Genomic DNA, 17,469 nt, shown 5'->3' with positions numbered 1-17,469 from the left:
TTCTGAAGCCCAATATTTAGTTAATGCGAGACATCTTTAAACATCAAAGTACTGTGTACAGTCTTAAATTAGACGGTGAATCGATCTACCAAGTGGTACAGCTCATTTGCTCGATTGTTGAGGTTTTGGCTACCGGTACGGTTTTGGTTTGCCAATGATGCCGACTGTGAGCTTTGATCTGAAATCACAACAATACGTTGAGAGATTTCTTGGCCAACAATGTTCTGTTGTTCTGTCGCCGTTGCAATAAGCGAATTCATGTCCATGATGGTATCTATCGACGCTTGAATTTTCGCCAGAGCTGCAGCTGCAGCATTTGCTTCTTCCACCGTTTGAGCACTGCGATTTTGGCTCGAATCCATCGCTTTTACAGCAGCATCTGAAGCGGCTTTTAGTTGTTGGATCATTTTGTGGATATCGCCTGTACTTTCCTGAGTTCGGCTTGCAAGTTTACGAACCTCATCGGCAACTACGGCAAACCCACGCCCTTGCTCACCAGCACGAGCAGCTTCAATCGCGGCATTTAATGCAAGTAGGTTGGTTTGCTCAGCGATGTCTTGGATAACCGCCAACGAAGATGAGATATTCTGTACATCGCCTTCTAAACGAGATACCACTGTGTTCGCTTCTGATACTTCGCTCGCGAGGCCAGCTACCGAGTTTGCAGCAGCATTGACAATCTGCTGAGCTTCTTTGGCGTTATTTTCCGCTTGTTTTGCAGAATCCGCAGCCTGACTTGCATTACCAGAGATCTCTTGTGCGGTCGTGGTCATCTCGGTCATTGCTGTTGCGACTTGTTCTGTTTCTTCACGTTGGCCAGTAGCAATCTCATCGACCTGAGCGGCGCGAGAAGACATGCTGGTGGTCTCTGATACGACCTGCTGACCCACATCACTTACGCTGCGAATGATGGTTTGTAGACTGGCAACGAAGGCATTGAAGTTTTCGCTAAGCCTAGTGAATTCCGGTGCTTTGAACGCTTCCATTCGAGCGGTTAAATCGGCTTCACCACTCGCAAACGCGCTAATCGAACGATCAAACTGCTCTAGGGGTTGCATGATCGTTCTATTCACAGCAACAGCGAATACGGCGACAACAAGGGCAATTAAACCACAGAACATTGCGATAGCAGTTAATGAACTTTGTAGCGCGGCATTGGAACTTTCTTTCATCTCGGCAATAACAGCGTCGATGTCATCAGTGTAGAAGCCAGTACCCAACATCAAATCCCACTGTGGAACAAATACTGAGTAGCTCAATTTGGGTAACGCGACAGATTGACCTGGTTTAGGGAAATAGTAAGTCGTGAACTCACCTAATTTAGCGTTCTTGATGAGGTCGCGGATTAAGTAATTACCTTGCTTATCTTGCAGATCGTAGTAGTTGTTACCAATCCCATCTTCACTTTGTCCAACCACGACTCGGACACCTTTCGAGTCATAACCAAAAATATAGCCAGACTCGCCATATTCTAAGGTTCTCAATGTTGGTAAGGCTTCTTCTAGCGTTGCACCTCTATCTAAGAATGGACTGATCGAAGAGTAGGCCATTTGTAGATATGCTTTGAGTTCCTTTTCTTTCATCGCCATCATATTGCTACGCGTCGATTCTACTTGCTGTGCGGTTAGCTCGGTGCTCTTCATATAAGTCACGCTCATCATACCGACCGCCATCAGCAGCAAAGGTATGAAGGAGAGAATATAGAGGCGATTTTTGATGGTTAGGGTCATGTCACGGTTCCTGTGCGATTGTCCAATGCAGTTTTCAACAGATTATTAATGTGAATTAAAAATGTAAATGAACTTGTTGTTTAATTGCTACCCGAAATAGCATTTGTTTTGTAAATATGAAGGTGGTTCTGTTTTCTGCTCGTGAGGCCTATGTAATCAGGGTCAGTGCACGTCGTTATCTGGTTGTTTATGTGCTTTTGCATTCGACATTGCTTTGTTAGAATGCGACGCTTTGTAGCACCCTGCTATGCCTATTCGTTAAGTGAGAAAATTCATGAACAAAAGCCATGTGACTATTGGTTTAACTAATCCAAAGAGCCCGGCGAATGTCGGCGCTGTTATGCGCGCGGCGGGTTGTTACCAAGTCGATGAAGTTAAATACACAGGGCAACGCTACGAAAAAGCCGCGAAATTTCACACTGATACTAAGAGTGCAGCGCGTACGATCCCGCTTACTGGCGTGGAGTCATTCTTAGATAATCTTGAGCTTGAAACCCAAATTGTGTGTGTAGAACTTGCAGAAGGTGCAACACCGCTTCCGCGTTTTAAACATCCAGAAAACGCTATTTATATTTTTGGCCCGGAAGACGGGTCTATTTCTCAAGATGTTGCCGATAGAGCGGATCATGTGGTGTACGTTCCAACGGTAGGTTGCATGAACTTGGCGGCAACAGTGAATGTTCTGCTTTATGATCGTCTTGCAAAGTCAGATGAAATGGACGAGAGCAACGAGCTTATTAAAAAAAGCCGCGATAATCGTAATCATCTGCTAATCAAAGAAAAGTAAATCTCTTCTTGTCGTGTTACCTATCCTGTAAGCAACCGGAGAAGCCACTCTCTCTATACTTTACTAGAGAGGTTATCTTTCCTTAAAGAACTGCAGCAGTTAAACACTCGTATTAAATTAACCTCTCAAGCCTCATATTGAAGGGTTACTCGCTCAGTTTGATAGCACCACACAGGCAGCTATATAAATAGACAACTTTATAGATAACAACTTTGCCAATACAACAACCAAAACTTGAGCTTGCTTGTTGAACCATAAGGACATCAATGTGAACCTAAGACAGTTGGAAGTCTTTTACGCCATTATGCAGACCGGCACCGTATCTGGAGCTGCGCGTAATCTGCACGTGTCGCAACCCAATGTAACGCGTATTCTGGCGCACACTGAGCAGCAACTCGGTTTTGGTTTATTTGAACGAGTTAAAGGGCGTTTAGTGCCAACGGTTGAAGCCAAAACTTTGTTGCCAGAAGCGGAGAAGGTCTATCAGCAGTTGGGGCAGTTTCGTTCTTTGACTAACAAAGTGAAGCTAGGCCATCAGCATCTACGCATTGGTGCGCCGCCGATTCTGGCAACCAAATTACTGACACCAGTGATCGCCCAAATGTCTCGTGAGCAAGAACTCTCTTTTGAGTTACTGACAGCCAACCGCGATGAACTGTGCGCTGGGCTTTTAAAGCATGAGTTAGATGTTGCTATTGCGTTTGGGGATGAAGCGCCGCCGGCGGTATTGGCTGAAACGTTATTGACCCAATCACTGAAGGTTCTGGTTCCATCAGATCGAGTTGATCATTTACCCACGGAATTGACCTTGGATGATCTGATCAATTCTCCGCTGCCAATCATCGGGCTTGATAGTCGAGATCCGCTGGGTTTGCTGCTGCATCAAAGCTTGATAGCGCGAGATGAGCATTATCACCATCCGATATCCGTTCGTGGTTACAGTGCAGCTGCGGAACTGGTGAAGCACCAAGCGGGGCTTGCGATTGTGGATCCGTGGACGGCCGCTCAATACCAAGATGATGAAGCGGTTTGCATGTTGCCACTGAAGCCAGACATACAATTCTCAGTTTCGATTTTGTGTGCGGAACACTCGCCACAGTCGATTGCGGTTAAGCAGTTCATTTCAGCATTACAGTGCTCTTGCTAACTCCTCACTTTTTTGAGCATTACTTAACTTTTCATCTATAACCTTGTGTTATAGGCATTCGATAAATAAGCATTCGGCAGCTTCAAATTTCTTAACTAAAGTAAATCCATACAAGGACTTATTAACTAGGAATGCTCATGTCTATCGCTCAACCTTACCTTCTTTTTCTTGGGGATGTTACCGACCCACTAGCCGCAAAAACAGCGCGTGGTATTCACCAATGGCGACCAGAAATCTGTTTAGGCCAACTGCGTTTAACAGGCAATACGGTTTCTCTTGGTTTAACGGATATGACCTTACAACAGGCACAAGATCAGGGGGCGAAAACGCTAGTGATTGGCACCGCAAACCCGGGCGGCGTTATTCCTGAGTCATGGCAGCCTACGATATTAGCCGCGGCAGAAATGGGACTTGAGATTGCATCGGGCATGCACCAGCGCTTGAGCGAATTTTCACCGCTTGCTGAGACGCAACAGCGAGGATTGACTAAGCTCCATGATGTACGCCATTTTGATGGCGATCTAAAGGTTGGTCACGGTAAGCCACGTCAAGGTAAGCGTCTTCTTACAGTCGGAACAGATTGCTCTGTAGGCAAAATGTTCTCGGCTTTAGCCATTGAAGAATCGCTTAAACAAGCGGGAACATCTGCTCAGTTCAAAGCGACAGGGCAGACTGGTATCTTGATCGCTGGCAGCGGTATTTCGATTGATGCTGTCGTTGCGGATTTCATTTCGGGCGCGGTTGAAGCGATTAGCCCCGATTTTATCGATCACGAATGGGACATCATTGAAGGCCAAGGTTCGTTATTCAATCCGTCTTTTGCGGGCGTGAGTTTAGGGTTATTGCATGGCGCACAAGCTGACGCTTTGGTGCTGTGTCACGAAGTTGGGCGACCACATATTCGAAACTTACCACATGCCAAGCTGCCAACGATCGAACAAACCATTGAAGCGAACTTGCAAGCGGCACGACTGACAAACCCAGGGGTAAAACTGGTAGGTCTCTGCCTGAATACATCAGCGATTAGCATTGAAGAAGCTGAGACATTGTGCCAAAAATGGACCACACTTTATCAAGTGCCAGTGACGGATCCAGTGCGATTTGGTGTACAACACATTACTGATCATTTGCGACATTCATTATAACGCTTTCATCATTTCTACGTTTTCATTTGTTAAAGCAAACATCAATCGAGTGAAATTATGAAGATTACAGCAGAACCTATTACTATCGCGATGCAGACGCCTTTTCGCATCTCTAGAGGCAGCCGAACAGAGTGTCATGTTGTTCGTGTTTACATTGACCATGATGGCAAGCAAGCTCAAGGTGAGTGCACGCCTTATCCACGTTATGGTGAGTCATCAGAGTCTGTGTTGACGCAAATTAAACAAGCTTCGAGTTCACTTGAAACGGTTTTTGAGCGTGGTATGACCGATCCCGCAGAATTAAGAGATCATCTTCAGTCTTTATTGACAGGAGGGGCTGCGCGTAATGCTATCGATTGTGCACTTTGGGATTTTGAAGCGCAGCAGAATGAACAGATATTCCCGAATAACTTATTTGAGTTACCTGCGCAAATTGTTACTGCAATGACGGTCTCGATTGGCACACCAGAAGCGATGGCAACACAAGCTCGTGATTATGTCGCGAATGGTGCGAAATTACTGAAAGTGAAGCTTGACGGCGAGCAAGTGGTAGAGCGTGTTCGCGCAGTGCGAGAAGCCGCGGCAGATGTCCAAATTGTACTGGATGCCAATGAAGCGTGGACAGGATTGAATCTCGAAGAGTTGTTTAATCAACTGACAGAATTTGATATTGCGATGATCGAACAGCCGTTACCACAACAGCACGATGCGTCACTGGCACACATCAAGCACCCGATCCCACTGTGTGCTGATGAAAGCTGTCACACCACTTCACAGCTCTCATCGCTGTTGGGTAAGTATGAAATGGTCAACATCAAACTCGATAAAACGGGCGGTTTGACTGAAGCATTGGTTCTTGCAGAAGAAGCCCAAAGGCTCGGCTTTACTCTGATGTCTGGTTGTATGCTCGGAACTTCTTTGGCGATGCGTGCAGCGCTGCCTATCGCCGTTCAATCTGAAATTGTCGACCTTGATGGCCCAGTCTTACTTGGCCAAGACGTTTCTCCTGCTCTGACTTATCGCGATGGGATGATTATTCTCTAAGTTCATTGAGCTTCGGGTTAGTCGATGGGCATGACATCAATGAAATCGCATGAGTGAAAGCTTGTGCGATTTTTTGTATCGATAAATCTTAACTGACTAATAATATTCGACTTTTATTACTTGGCTGAGAGTGATGCATTCATTTATTTAGCTTGGTATTGATAAAGTAATCACGTTTCTGTCGGTGCGGTCACTTTCTATTATCGCAAAACAGACAGCTCAAGCTTCATAAAACAATTGTTATGATATCTTATGTGAAATGTTAATGATTACTCTTCATTTAATAGCTTCACTAAAGCTATTTGATGCGAGGTTGAGTAAGGCGTCGCCCTAACTATCTGAATCATTGACCAATGGCTATTGATTCTTAATGAAAAGAGGGTGGAGCGAGTGAGCAGTCATGTCTCCGAGGTGATAGAAAATAAAGACAGGTTTGAGCGCCCGTTTTCGGTCAAAATTCCACGTCGCAAGTGGTTTGGTTGGAAAGGCATCGAACTGCGCTTGGTGTTGGCATTGGCTATGTTATCAATGACCACCATCTTCCTTTCAGTTGTCTCCAGCTTTACTTTTGACGATCTAAACCAACGCCTCGTTGAGCTAAAAGAGCGAGAAATCCCTGCCTTAGATAATGCTGCTCGCCTTAACGACATGGTACGAGTGATTATCACGAAGTCATCTCAACTTGGTGACGCTGAATCGAATTTAGAGCGCAAACAGGCGATGCTAAAAATCGAAGACGCTATTTCCGTGATGAATAGCGTTATGGTTCAGTTTCCTGATTATCACGCCTATTTTAAAGATCTTATCGCCCAAGTTAATAACAGCCTTAGCTTGTTGTATCAAAGTGAAATTGAGTCAGAACGGCTCAATCAAGAACTTCGTAATTTGCTTGAAGGTTTTTATCCTCTACTGCAGCAGGCCAGTGATTCAATTGATAACTTACCTCAATCAGCCAAAGATCAAATTCAGTACACACAGCTAAAATCTCTGCTTTATTACCAATTAGGCTTAGTCGAGAAGCTGTATAACGACTCAAGCTTTAATGAGTTGGATTACACCAGTTACCGCTTGGAACAGGTTGGTGAGGAGTGGTGGAAACTTTGGGTCATTGGTGATTTACGAAGCGATTTTCCTGAATTAGATCATCAACTCACGGTGATTTATAACCTCGCCTCAAGCGATAGCAGCTTATATGGATTAAAAAACAAAGCGCTTGATCATCTCTATCAAGAGCAATACTTTCTGCAAAACAGCCGTGAACATTTGAATCAGTTAACCGTGCAGATCGAAAGTAACACCAGCAAAGTGAACAGCAATATTGACCAATCGATTCAGCAAGCGCAGCTGTCTTTACAATCGAACCAACAACTCTCTCTTTTTCTTTCTCTGTTTAGCGTGTTGGCGGCCGCTGCTATTTCATGGTTCTACGTGCGTAAAAGCATTCTAGAAAGGCTTTTGCAGCTTAAAGACAATATGTTCGCGATTTCTACGGGACATTTAGATACCGAAGTCTCGATTCGTGGCAAAGACGAAGTGACACAAATGGCTAAGTATTTAAAAGTATTCCAGACCACGGCCAAAATCGTCAAGCAAACCAATCGCAAATTAGAGGCAGAAGTTGAAGAACGCACCTTAGCCGAAGCCAAATTGAGAGTGACCCAAGACGAATTGGTCCAAGCCGGAAAACTGGCTGCGTTGGGGCAATTAAGTGTCGGGATCACTCACGAGATCAACCAACCATTAACGGCCGTAAATAGTCACGTTCGCAGTGCGCAGCTTTGGATCGACAAGCAAAGGCCAGAACGAGCGCAAGAGAATCTGAAGAAAATAGAAGTGCTGTTAGAGAAAGTGGCAGCGATTACTCGTCACTTGAAAGCCTTTTCGCGTAAGAGCGACGGCAAGATTGAGAACGTAGAGCTGCAGAAAGTGATTGGTGATGCGATTGATCTGTTTGAAACCAGACAGACCAAAGTGTCGATTCAGTTCTCACCGCAAAATAGCCTGATGGTTCGAGCCAACAGTATTCGCTTAGAGCAGGTATTGGTTAATTTGATCAGTAACGCTTTGGATGCCGTTGAACACAAAGAGCAACCTCAACTCAGAATTTCTACGCACGAGTTCTCACATACTATTCAGATCTCCGTTAATGACAACGGCTCAGGTATTTCTGAAGAGGATATACCGCATCTGTTCGACCCCTTTTATACCCGTAAAACAACAGGCAAAGGGCTTGGGCTCGGCTTATCTATCGCATACAACATAATAAAAGACTTTGGTGGCTCAATTCACGTTGAATCGCTTGAACACCAAGGCACCACTTTTATCGTCACTTTACTAAAAGGCACAGACTCATGACTTCAGATAAACATATAATTCTTATCGACGATGAAATCGATGTTGTCGACGCTGTGAGTGAAATGTTGGAGCTAGAAGGGTTTAGCGTGACTACTTTTACTGACCCTAACCTTGGTCTTAAATCGCTCAAAGCAAACAGTCAGTCGGTTGTATTGTGTGATGTACGAATGCCACAAGTGGATGGACTGACTCTGTTAAGTTCAATTCAACACCGAGCGGCCAATGTTCCTGTATTGTTAATGAGTGGCCACGGTGATATTCCGATGGCAATAGAAGCGATGAAGCTAGGTGCTTTCGATTTTTTAGAAAAACCACTCAATGCCAGCGAGCTAGTGGAAAAGCTCGATCTCGCGTTGACACAATGTCAGCACAATTGCCCTTTAACCTCGGACGGCGATGAGCAAGAGGAGTTACCGATTGAATCTGTGGTTATCGGCCAATCAAAAGCGATGGATACCATACGTAAGCAAGTGCTCGCTTTGGCGCATACTGGCGTTGATACCATTATCAACGGAGAAACGGGAACGGGCAAAGAGGTGATAGCTCGCGCGTTGCATCAATTTAGCCGTCGTAAGGCGAAGCCCTTTGTCGCGATCAACTGTGGCGGCATGACTGAAAGCATTATCGAAAGTGAGTTGTTTGGTCATGAAGCGGGCTCGTTTACTAGCGCGAATAAGAAGCGTATTGGTAAAATAGAACAAGCCAATGGCGGTACGCTGTTTCTTGATGAAATAGAGAGCATGCCAATTACGGTACAAATCAAACTGCTACGAGTGATTCAAGAGCGGATGATCGAGCGTGTTGGCGGCAATGAATTGATACCCGTCGATATTGTGGTGGTCGCAGCCAGTAAAGCCGATCTTGTGAGCTTGAGTGAATCAGGGGAGTTCAGAGCCGATCTCTTTTATCGTCTTAATATCGCGAGCTTAAACCTTCCGGCACTGCGCCAACGAAAAGAAGACATTCAGGTGCTGTTTCGCCACTTTGTGATTCAAGCGAGCCACAAATATAAGACGCGCCCATCGACGATTTACCCCGAGCAGATACAGCAGCTATGTCGGCATGAATGGCCGGGTAACGTGCGCGAATTACGCAATGTCGCTGATCGATTTGTGTTGGGTATCGTCGGTGATGGCTTCGATCTTCAATCGCCAATTTGTGAAGCGTCCGGAGAAGATTTCGCTTTTGAAAAGCAGATGGAGCAGTACGAGAGAAATGTACTGACCGAAGCGTTGATAGAAAGCGCAGGTAACATTAACGAGGTATCAAGTAAGCTGAATTTACCGCGTAAAACCCTTTATCGAAAAATGAAGAAACACCAGTTGGATAAAGATAGCTTTAAGGCTTAATTCGTTCAGGTGTTTGTTCAATGGAAAAGCAAACCAAAGCCAAAAGAAAAAGTACAAGACAACAATGACCCATTTGGTTTTTAGTCGAATGGCTAACTGTTTCAAGTGGTTGTAATAAAAGGATTTTAGTGTTTGGCACAAAGCGTGCAATCCCTACATTGTGGCATCAGTCCACATGAGGTTATTCGGTGTTGAGTCAAAAAAACATGACAGTTATCCAACACTAAATGATCGAACAAAGGACATTAGAAAAATAATTGCTTGTTGCAAGGAGATACAAACATGAAGCAAATACTGAAAGGTTCGATTGCTCTGATACTAGGCGTTGATTTTGACTGTTGATAGTTAATCGCTCTGCCAAATAATAAGAGAAAAAGCAGTGAACCAAAGAGCCTTCGGGCTCTTTTTTTACCACTGAAATTGGGCGGGACAGGAATGACCCAAATGATGAGTTTTTCGTTGGACATAAATGACTCAAAAGATATTAGTTATTTTGGGTCTTGTTGTAAGTTGTTGAAATTTAATTAATAAAAACATGGCACAAAGGCTGCAATAGCGAAAGTGACTTTCAACAATAAGTAAAAGTAAGGTTTGAATATGAAAATCAGTGTTAAAGGACTGTTAATCGCTAGCTCATTACTACTTCCTTCAATGGCTATGGCAAGCGACTGCTCTAGTCGTGGTGTGTTAGACGATCGATACTGTGATGAAAACCAAGATTTGGTCGCCGATTCGCCAAAGAATCCAGATGAGTGGAACGACCCAAGTACGCTTGTATTTACTTACACACCGGTAGAAGACCCTGCGTTGTACAAAGATGCGTTCGCGGATTTTCAAGCTCACCTAAGCAAAATTACGGGTAAGCGAGTAATCTATTACACAGTGCACTCGAACTCTGCACAAGTAGAAGCGATGCGCTCTGGTCGACTACACGTTGCGGGTTTCTCTACGGGTCCAACAGGCTACGCCGTTAACCTAGCAGGTTACGTTCCAATTGCGGTCAAAGGCGATGAGTCTGGTTTCCAAGGCTACAACCTGATCACCATTGTGCGTAAAGACAGCGGCATTAATACAATGACTGATCTGAAAGGCAAAAAGGTTGCACATACTTCTGCATCTTCCAACTCTGGCAACCTAGCTCCTCGTGCGTTATTCCCTGCGAAAGGTCTAGTGCCAGATGAAGATTACAAAGTGCTTTACTCGGGTAAACATGACCAATCTATTTTAGGTGTTTTCAACGGAGACTATGATGCGGCACCTGTGGCATCTGATGTTTATGATCGTATGGTCGCAGCAGGTCGTGTCGACGATTCTGAATTGAAGATAATCTACCGTAGCCCACGCTTCCCAACGTCTGCTTTCGGCTACGCATATAACCTAAAACCAGAGCTTGTTGAGAAGATCAACGAGGCTTTCTTTAGCTACCGCTTTACACCAGAAATGAGCGCATCGTTTAAAGGTGCTGACCGTTTCTCTCCAATCAGTTACAAAGAAGAGTGGGATGTAATTCGTGATATCGCTCATGCGACAGGTACGGCTTACACCAAAACTGGCTTGAAGAAACTGGCTGAAAAAGATGCGGCTAAACGTGCAAAGAAAAAAGCAGCTGAGCTAGCAAAACAAGCAAACAACGGCTAACTCTTAGTTCTCAAAACACTTACCTCAACTAACAATCTATGCCCTCGCGGGTAGGGCATAGATCATTTAAAATTCGCAAAAGGAAATGCAGTATGGCCGTAGCAAGCTATGAAGGAATAAAGATAAACAACCTTTTCCACGAATACGTGGCAGGCAAGCCAATCCTTAAAGGCATTAATATTGATATTGATGAGCCAGGTATCATCGCGATCATTGGTCCATCCGGTACCGGTAAAAGTACGCTTCTGCGCTGTATCAACCGTCTCAACGATCCAAGCCAAGGTGAAATCATTTTTGATGGCGCTGACCTGACTCAATTAAAAGGCCAAGCGCTACGTAAACAGCGTCGACACATCGGCATGGTGTTCCAAGAATATAACCTTGTGGAACGTTTAACGGTTATTGAGAACGTGTTGAGTGGCCGTTTAGGTTACATGACAGCCTGGAATGCGTGGCGTCGTAACTACTCCTCACAAGATTTAGCAAAAGCTTTCGAGTTACTTGAATTTGTAGGCCTACAAGACTTTGCAAACCAACGTGCCGACAGTTTGTCAGGTGGGCAAAGGCAGCGTGTTGGTATCGCTCGAGCGGTGATGCAAGACCCATATATCTTATTGGCTGACGAACCGACGTCATCACTTGACCCAAAGACCGCGGTTGAGATCATGGAGCTCATGGAAACCTTCGCCAAGCAGAAGAACATCCCTGTGTTGGTGAATATCCACGATGTGAACTTAGCCAAGCGTTACGCCAAGCGCATCATCGGAATGTGTAACGGCAAGGTGCATTATGACGGCAGCCCTGAAGGCATCTCAGAAGAAGACCTAAAAATCATTTACGGGGGTGAGTCATGGCTGGATTAAACCCAAGTTCTTCAACAAGTGCATCGTCAACAAGTTCAATTTCGAAGCACGAAAATCCGTTCAAAACCTCATGGACTAACAGAGCAATCATCGCTGCGATAGTTGCTTATCTGTTTTATAGCTTTTCGACGTTAGGGCTGACCTTTGACCGTTTGATCATTGGTTTTGGTGAAAGTGAGCGGTTACTCGCTAGAATGTTTCCGCCTGATTTTTCGCGTACCAGCTTACTATTGAGCGGTTTAGCAGAGAGCTTGCAGATTGCTATTATCTCTAGCTTCTTTGGTATCGTCATTTCTCTGTTTCTAGGCTTGTTAGCCGCGAGAAACATGATGCCTTCAATCGTGTCGACGCCAATACGCTGCTTCATTGCACTATGTCGTTCTTTTCATCCGGTGATCATCGCAATTCTATTCGTGAAAGCGGTGGGCTTTGGTGCCTTGGCCGGGATCCTTACCTTGGTATTCGCATCGATTGGTTTTATTGCCAAGCTGTTTGCAGAAGCGATTGAAGAGATCTCTTTTAAACCAGTTGAAGCGATTAAGGCAACAGGCGCGAGTTTCATTAGTGTCATTTTATATGCGGTGATGCCACAGGTATTCACGCGTTTTATTGGTTTTGCTAGCTACCAGCTGGACTCGAATTTACGTAATTCCACTATGGTGGGTATTGTGGGGGCGGGGGGCCTTGGCGGTACGCTGTTCTCGGCATTCCAGCGTTTTGATTACGATTTTGTCGCCGCTATTTTGCTCACCATTATCGCACTGATTCTTGTCGGTGAATTCCTTTCCAATATTGTTAGGAGAATCTTCTAATGACTACTGCATCTATCGATAGAGAGTGGCAACGCTTTACACCAAACGAACGCGTGGCTCGGTTTGCCGTTTACCTTAGCTTAGTGTGTGCCATTGTTTGGTCTTGGCAAACGGTGGAAGTGATTCCTGAGTTCTTATACGACGCGCCAGCGCAGTTTGCTGATATGTTTGAGCGGATGGTGCCAATGGACTATGCCTTCTATCCTGAATCAATCCACGCAGCGATGATTGAAACACTTCACATCGCAACATTAGGTACCTTATTTACCTTGATATTTGCGATTCCGTTAGCGTTATTGAATGCGCCAAATATCACACCTAATAAAGCGTTGAACTGGGTTGCGCAATTCTTTCTCGTGTCTTCACGCTCAGTGAATTCATTGGTTTGGGCACTGTTGTTTATCGCACTGTTTGGCCCCGGTGTTCTCGCAGGTATTATGGCGATCGCCATTCGCAGTATCGGCTTTGTAGGGAAGCTGTTAGCGGAAGCGATTGCTGAAGTGAACATGGGGCCTATTGAAGCTCTGCGCGCAACAGGTGCTTCGTGGATGAGTATCTTGCTTAAAGGTTATTGGCCACAAGTGATGCCAGCATTTTACTCAATTGTATTATTCCGGTGGGATATCAATGTGCGTGAATCTGCAGTATTGGGTTTAGTAGGCGCTGGTGGTATTGGTGTGGTGCTCAACGATGCGCAGAATTTGTTTGAATGGCAAAAAGTGTCGATGGTATTAGTGAGTATCTTTGCGGTGGTTATTATTGCTGAAGCTGTAGTGATCCATATCCGTAACAAACTCATATAGACAGTTTGTTGTGTGAAAGTTAAGAGCTTATCTAGCATTTTGAAGCTCAAACGACCCTAGGTACTTCGGTCTACCTAGCGGTCGTTTTTTTATGTCTAAAGAGTGGTCTGAGAGCTGATTAGAAGGACGTGATTCGTTTTTAAGTGTCTAGCTTTTAACTTTTAATTGCCAATAGCGCATCCACAAATTCTGCAAACCCATAGCCACCCGGCTGCGACATCACCGTACTTGGGTGATGATCTAACTTATCCCAATAATGCTTAATGTTTGCCACGCCAACGGTGAGTGGTAGTGATTCGAACATCTGTTGATCGTTCATTGAATCGCCGACATAACAGGCTTGGTTATGGAGCTGTTCGATCGATAGGCCTTTATTTGCGAGAAAACGATGCACCGCGTTTTTCTTTGAGTGCTCGCCATACCAAGCATTAATATGAATCGAGCTGGCCGTCGCGTGTGCGCCTAAAGCATGTATTCTCTCAAGTACCTCTTGCACCATTTCAGGATCAACAGGCTTACGGTTTTGGCCGATATCAATAGCGACCTCACACAAGCGGTAAGGTTGGTCCAAAGTTAGAGATAAGTCTGGGTAATTCAACAAGATCGTTTCGACTTGTTGTTTTAGCTTGGCTTGGTTCTGGCGCACTTGTTCTAGCGGCATTTCCGATGAAAGCTGTAATGCACCATCTTGCTTCTCTAGCAAGAAAGCGCCATTTTCTCCAAGCACGGCATCGACAGGCCAAAGTTGCGCAATATGATCGCACCAACCAGCACAGGCTCCTGTTACTGCGACCACTTTGATTCCGTTGTCTCTTAGTTTTTGCAACGCAATCAAGGTATTTGGAGGGAGTGAGCCTTGCCAAGTGAGCGTATCATCGACGTCGGTTAGTACCCAGTCGATGTGTTGCCAGTCATTACTTAGTTGGTGTTCCATCCTTAAACTCACTTATTTGATTTCTAATGTAATATAGAGTGAGCAGTTTGTCGTTAAACGCCTTTCACTCTGTACCGTTAATGAACGTTGCGGTATGTTTAGAAAACACAATGCTTGGCAAAGTCACCAGCTTCATTAGCCGTCCAGTCGCCTTTAGGTTTCTCTTTCATATCAGTACACCAAGCTTCGCTTCCGACTTCTGTACAAGCCATAATTTGAGTGGATAGAAATAGAAGTAGCGCGATTTTTCTCATAATAAATATCCTTTATTGTCTCTATTACTGCTTATAACTGTACCAAATACTATCCGTTATTGTTATAGCAACCAGTGACTTAAGATTGTTAAAAGTGATGGTGATTTTAGGGTGGGGAAAGAACGAGATGACTAGACCTTTTTATCGCTAAAATCAAAGTTACGGAAAGGTCATTTGAGGCCATAGATCGAAAAAGCCAGCAACATGTGCTGGCTTTGAAAACCTTAGTGCGCTTCTATTAGTTAATGCGCTTCTGTTGGTTCATGCACTTCTATTAGTTAGGTCGCTTCTAATTATAGAGTTATACCAATTTCATCTCTTGGATGATATCTGAAGCAATTTCTGGCTTCGTACTTGTTGGCTTCTCATGCAGGTCTGCTTTCAATTGTCCCTTACGGTTACTCAGGCCCGTTTCAAGTTTCTTGAGTGCTGAAGCGATTGCTGGGTACATAACGTCGCCAGTAGCTTTTGCCGATACACGTACGCCTTCGTAGTTGGTGAACACTTCAACCTGATGCTTGCTGTGCTCTTTTGTAATGATGATGTCGCAGCTAATCAGTGATGGGAAATGGTTAGATATCTTCTCGAATTTTCCTTCGATGTCTTTGCGTGACTCGTCGTTAATTGATACATGATGTGTTTGAACATTTATTTTCATAAATCATACCTTTCCAATGACTGTGTCACTTAAACGTAGCAAACATCGGATAGTTTAACCAACAGCGAAAGCATACATGTGTGATTGACTTCAGTGTTATCAAATAATCTATCCTTGCTCCCTTGAAAGTCCGATTAACTGAACGCATATTATGTTTCGTGTTTTAAAGACATGTTCAAAAATACTTCACTCTTGATGCATTGCTCTAACCTACCTTCCTTGCTTAGTTTTTATCACCCAAATAAAGCATCAATCCAAATATATATTCTAGTGATAAATCTACAAATCACCGCTGACTATTATGTGATGGACGGCACTCATCCTTTCATTCCACAAGGGCTAGTGAGCCGTCAAGTTAGATATAAAATAAGGCAACGCAGAGCTGCCTTTAAATTGAGAAACCTAGTTTCATCATAGGTGTGTATTAACTGAATTTGTAAGACGATGGTACTACGATTACACCTTGTTTTGAAATATGAAATCGCTCGGCATCGTCCATGCTATTAATGCCTATTTGAGTATCATCAGGCACCTTAACGTTCTTATCGATGATGCAGTTTTGAATGTGGCAGTTTTTTCCTATTTCAACATCTTCAAACAGAATACTATCAATCACAATCGCGGCATTACTGACTTTGACCTTAGGGAAGAAGATAGAGTTTTGCGCAGATCCGCCTTCAATTACAACCCCGTTCGCTATCATCGAGTTGATAAATATCCCTTGGTTCCCTTCTACAGAAGCGATGGTTCGCGCTGGTGGTAGCTGCGGTTCGTAGGTACGGATTGCCCAATCAGGTTGATATAAATCGATAGGGGAAATTGGTTTTAGCAAGTCCATATTGGCTTGGTAATAGGAGTCTAGGGTTCCAACATCTCTCCAATAGGCGTCTTGAGTGACTCGGCCTTCTGTATCTCCAAACTTATAGGCGTAAACACTGTTATTTCCAACTAACTTAGGAATGATGTCTTTACCGAAATCGTGGCTTGAATCCGGATCTTCAGCATCAGCCAGTAGTGCTTGTGTTAGCACCTCTTTATCAAAGACGTAAATACCCATTGAAGCCATGCTTCGAGTCGGCCTACCGGGTACACATGCTGGGTAACGTGGCTTTTCGGTAAAGTTATTGATCTCGAGAGATTCGTCTATCTCCATCACACCAAACTCTTTGGCTTCATCAATCGAAACTTCCATGCACGCCACGGTTAAGTCGGCCTCGTTCGTTTTGTGTTGCTTGAGCATTGGGGCGTAATCCATGCGATAGATATGATCGCCAGATAACACCACCACATGCTTGGCTTCACTGCGAGACAGCAAATACAAGTTTTGATAAATAGCATCGGCCGTGCCGCTATACCAGCTATCACCTGTTCGCATTTGTGGGGGAACATTGGTGATGTATTCGCCGAGCTCAGGGTTTAGTACCGACCAACCATCACGTAAGTGTTTTTGCAAAGAGTGAGACTTGTACTGAGTGAGCACCAGAATTTGGCGGAGCCCAGAATGCAGGCAGTTCGCGAGCGTGAAATCGATGATTCGATATTTGCCACCAAACGGTACCGCAGGTTTTGCGCGGTTATCGGTGAGGGGAGAAAGTCGAGAACCAACACCGCCGGCCAGAACGATTGTTAGAGTGTCTTGCATGGTGAGAACCTCAATGTATTTATGATTATGAACATACACTTGCAAGCACTAAGCCAAATGTAACTCATTGAATATTAATCAAGGTTTGAGTTAACGGTGTGGTGCTGCACCAAATTGATGCGTGTGAGATGTTGGCTTGCTCTGTTTTGGCGCAAACAGATCGAAGTAAAGCTAAGGTGTAGTGTTTAAAGGAGTGACGCACGGAAAATATGCATTACAAAACTGTCAATAAAATGAGGAAATAAAGTGATCGAGTCGATATAAATTTACACAAATAACCATAACCTTTCACAAATTGATTTCCATCA

General features: G+C 44.4%; 15 protein-coding genes. 10 read left to right on the top strand and 5 right to left on the bottom strand.

What is annotated here, in order from left to right; translation table 11 throughout:
• Positions 1-68 precede the first annotated feature (68 nt).
• Positions 69-1,730: a methyl-accepting chemotaxis protein gene (locus OCT63_RS03145; protein ID WP_269983176.1), complete on the bottom strand. Its 1,662-nt coding sequence runs from the start codon at positions 1,728-1,730 to the stop codon at positions 69-71.
• A gap of 274 nt (positions 1,731-2,004) precedes the next feature.
• Here OCT63_RS03145 and OCT63_RS03140 point away from each other — a divergent pair, with 274 nt between their 5' ends.
• From OCT63_RS03140 to phnE (OCT63_RS03095), 10 genes are all read left to right on the top strand, one after another.
• Positions 2,005-2,517: an RNA methyltransferase gene (locus tag OCT63_RS03140; RefSeq protein WP_161753995.1), complete on the top strand. Its 513-nt coding sequence runs from the start codon at positions 2,005-2,007 to the stop codon at positions 2,515-2,517.
• Between the two features lie 268 nt (positions 2,518-2,785).
• On the top strand, positions 2,786-3,664 hold the full coding sequence (locus OCT63_RS03135) for a LysR family transcriptional regulator (protein WP_269983175.1): 879 nt from the start codon (positions 2,786-2,788) through the stop codon (positions 3,662-3,664).
• A gap of 137 nt (positions 3,665-3,801) precedes the next feature.
• Complete coding sequence (dgcN, locus tag OCT63_RS03130) at positions 3,802-4,809, top strand: N-acetyltransferase DgcN (RefSeq protein WP_269983174.1); 1,008 nt, start codon at positions 3,802-3,804, stop codon at positions 4,807-4,809.
• Between the two features lie 57 nt (positions 4,810-4,866).
• The gene (gene dgcA / locus OCT63_RS03125; protein ID WP_161672033.1) at positions 4,867-5,853 is read left to right on the top strand and encodes an N-acetyl-D-Glu racemase DgcA; all 987 of its coding nucleotides are present in this window, start codon (positions 4,867-4,869) and stop codon (positions 5,851-5,853) included.
• 381 nt (positions 5,854-6,234) lie between these two features.
• Positions 6,235-8,208 carry an ATP-binding protein gene (locus tag OCT63_RS03120; protein ID WP_269983173.1) on the top strand — a complete coding sequence of 658 codons (1,974 nt, stop codon included), beginning with the start codon at positions 6,235-6,237 and terminating at the stop codon, positions 8,206-8,208.
• A complete protein-coding gene (locus OCT63_RS03115; protein ID WP_269983172.1) occupies positions 8,205-9,557 on the top strand; it encodes a sigma-54-dependent transcriptional regulator in 1,353 nt (450 codons plus the stop codon). Before OCT63_RS03120 ends, OCT63_RS03115 begins: the two co-directional genes overlap by 4 nt.
• 597 nt (positions 9,558-10,154) lie before the next feature.
• The gene (gene phnD / locus OCT63_RS03110) at positions 10,155-11,195 is read left to right on the top strand and encodes a phosphate/phosphite/phosphonate ABC transporter substrate-binding protein (RefSeq protein ID WP_060468954.1); all 1,041 of its coding nucleotides are present in this window, start codon (positions 10,155-10,157) and stop codon (positions 11,193-11,195) included.
• A gap of 92 nt (positions 11,196-11,287) precedes the next feature.
• Positions 11,288-12,058, top strand: a complete 771-nt coding sequence (gene phnC / locus OCT63_RS03105; protein WP_161680431.1) for a phosphonate ABC transporter ATP-binding protein — start codon at positions 11,288-11,290, stop codon at positions 12,056-12,058.
• Complete coding sequence (gene phnE, locus OCT63_RS03100; protein ID WP_161753986.1) at positions 12,046-12,870, top strand: phosphonate ABC transporter, permease protein PhnE; 825 nt, start codon at positions 12,046-12,048, stop codon at positions 12,868-12,870. The genes phnC and phnE (OCT63_RS03100) overlap by 13 nt, the downstream gene beginning before the upstream one ends.
• Entirely contained in the window at positions 12,870-13,673 is an 804-nt protein-coding gene (gene phnE / locus OCT63_RS03095) for a phosphonate ABC transporter, permease protein PhnE (protein WP_161680436.1), read from the top strand. Before phnE (OCT63_RS03100) ends, phnE (OCT63_RS03095) begins: the two co-directional genes overlap by 1 nt.
• A gap of 154 nt (positions 13,674-13,827) precedes the next feature.
• Here phnE (OCT63_RS03095) and OCT63_RS03090 read toward each other — a convergent pair whose 3' ends face one another.
• The 4 genes from OCT63_RS03090 to glgC form a co-directional block, all read right to left on the bottom strand.
• Positions 13,828-14,607 (bottom strand): HAD-IIB family hydrolase, encoded by a 780-nt coding sequence (locus OCT63_RS03090; RefSeq protein WP_269983171.1) that lies wholly within the window; start codon positions 14,605-14,607, stop codon positions 13,828-13,830.
• A gap of 98 nt (positions 14,608-14,705) precedes the next feature.
• On the bottom strand, positions 14,706-14,861 hold the full coding sequence (locus OCT63_RS03085) for a DUF3012 domain-containing protein (protein ID WP_161672040.1): 156 nt from the start codon (positions 14,859-14,861) through the stop codon (positions 14,706-14,708).
• Positions 14,862-15,162: 301 nt separating this feature from the next.
• Positions 15,163-15,519, bottom strand: a complete 357-nt coding sequence (gene hpf, locus OCT63_RS03080) for a ribosome hibernation-promoting factor, HPF/YfiA family (RefSeq protein WP_017054839.1) — start codon at positions 15,517-15,519, stop codon at positions 15,163-15,165.
• 424 nt (positions 15,520-15,943) lie between these two features.
• On the bottom strand, positions 15,944-17,161 hold the full coding sequence (gene glgC, locus OCT63_RS03075; RefSeq protein WP_269983170.1) for a glucose-1-phosphate adenylyltransferase: 1,218 nt from the start codon (positions 17,159-17,161) through the stop codon (positions 15,944-15,946).
• Between the last annotated feature and the right edge of the window lie 308 nt (positions 17,162-17,469).

The sequence above is a fragment of the Vibrio sp. RW genome (genome assembly GCF_027587105.1).
Taxonomy (GTDB): domain Bacteria; phylum Pseudomonadota; class Gammaproteobacteria; order Enterobacterales; family Vibrionaceae; genus Vibrio; species Vibrio toranzoniae.
The sequence above is the reverse complement of the archived record's forward strand: the minus strand, read 5'-3'. Positions and strand labels throughout refer to the sequence as shown.

Bases quoted from the DNA above. Each gene is read 5' to 3' on its own strand.
- OCT63_RS03090 (WP_269983171.1), bottom strand. From the start codon at position 14,607: ATGGAACACCAACTAAGTAATGACTGGCAACACATCGACTGGGTACTA.
- glgC (WP_269983170.1), bottom strand. From the start codon at position 17,161: ATGCAAGACACTCTAACAATCGTTCTGGCCGGCGGTGTTGGTTCTCGA.
- dgcA (WP_161672033.1), top strand. From the start codon at position 4,867: ATGAAGATTACAGCAGAACCTATTACTATCGCGATGCAGACGCCTTTT.
- OCT63_RS03085 (WP_161672040.1), bottom strand. From the start codon at position 14,861: ATGAGAAAAATCGCGCTACTTCTATTTCTATCCACTCAAATTATGGCT.
- phnC (WP_161680431.1), top strand. From the start codon at position 11,288: ATGGCCGTAGCAAGCTATGAAGGAATAAAGATAAACAACCTTTTCCAC.
- OCT63_RS03140 (WP_161753995.1), top strand. From the start codon at position 2,005: ATGAACAAAAGCCATGTGACTATTGGTTTAACTAATCCAAAGAGCCCG.
- dgcN (WP_269983174.1), top strand. From the start codon at position 3,802: ATGTCTATCGCTCAACCTTACCTTCTTTTTCTTGGGGATGTTACCGAC.
- phnD (WP_060468954.1), top strand. From the start codon at position 10,155: ATGAAAATCAGTGTTAAAGGACTGTTAATCGCTAGCTCATTACTACTT.
- phnE (WP_161753986.1), top strand. From the start codon at position 12,046: ATGGCTGGATTAAACCCAAGTTCTTCAACAAGTGCATCGTCAACAAGT.
- phnE (WP_161680436.1), top strand. From the start codon at position 12,870: ATGACTACTGCATCTATCGATAGAGAGTGGCAACGCTTTACACCAAAC.
- OCT63_RS03115 (WP_269983172.1), top strand. From the start codon at position 8,205: ATGACTTCAGATAAACATATAATTCTTATCGACGATGAAATCGATGTT.
- OCT63_RS03145 (WP_269983176.1), bottom strand. From the start codon at position 1,730: ATGACCCTAACCATCAAAAATCGCCTCTATATTCTCTCCTTCATACCT.
- hpf (WP_017054839.1), bottom strand. From the start codon at position 15,519: ATGAAAATAAATGTTCAAACACATCATGTATCAATTAACGACGAGTCA.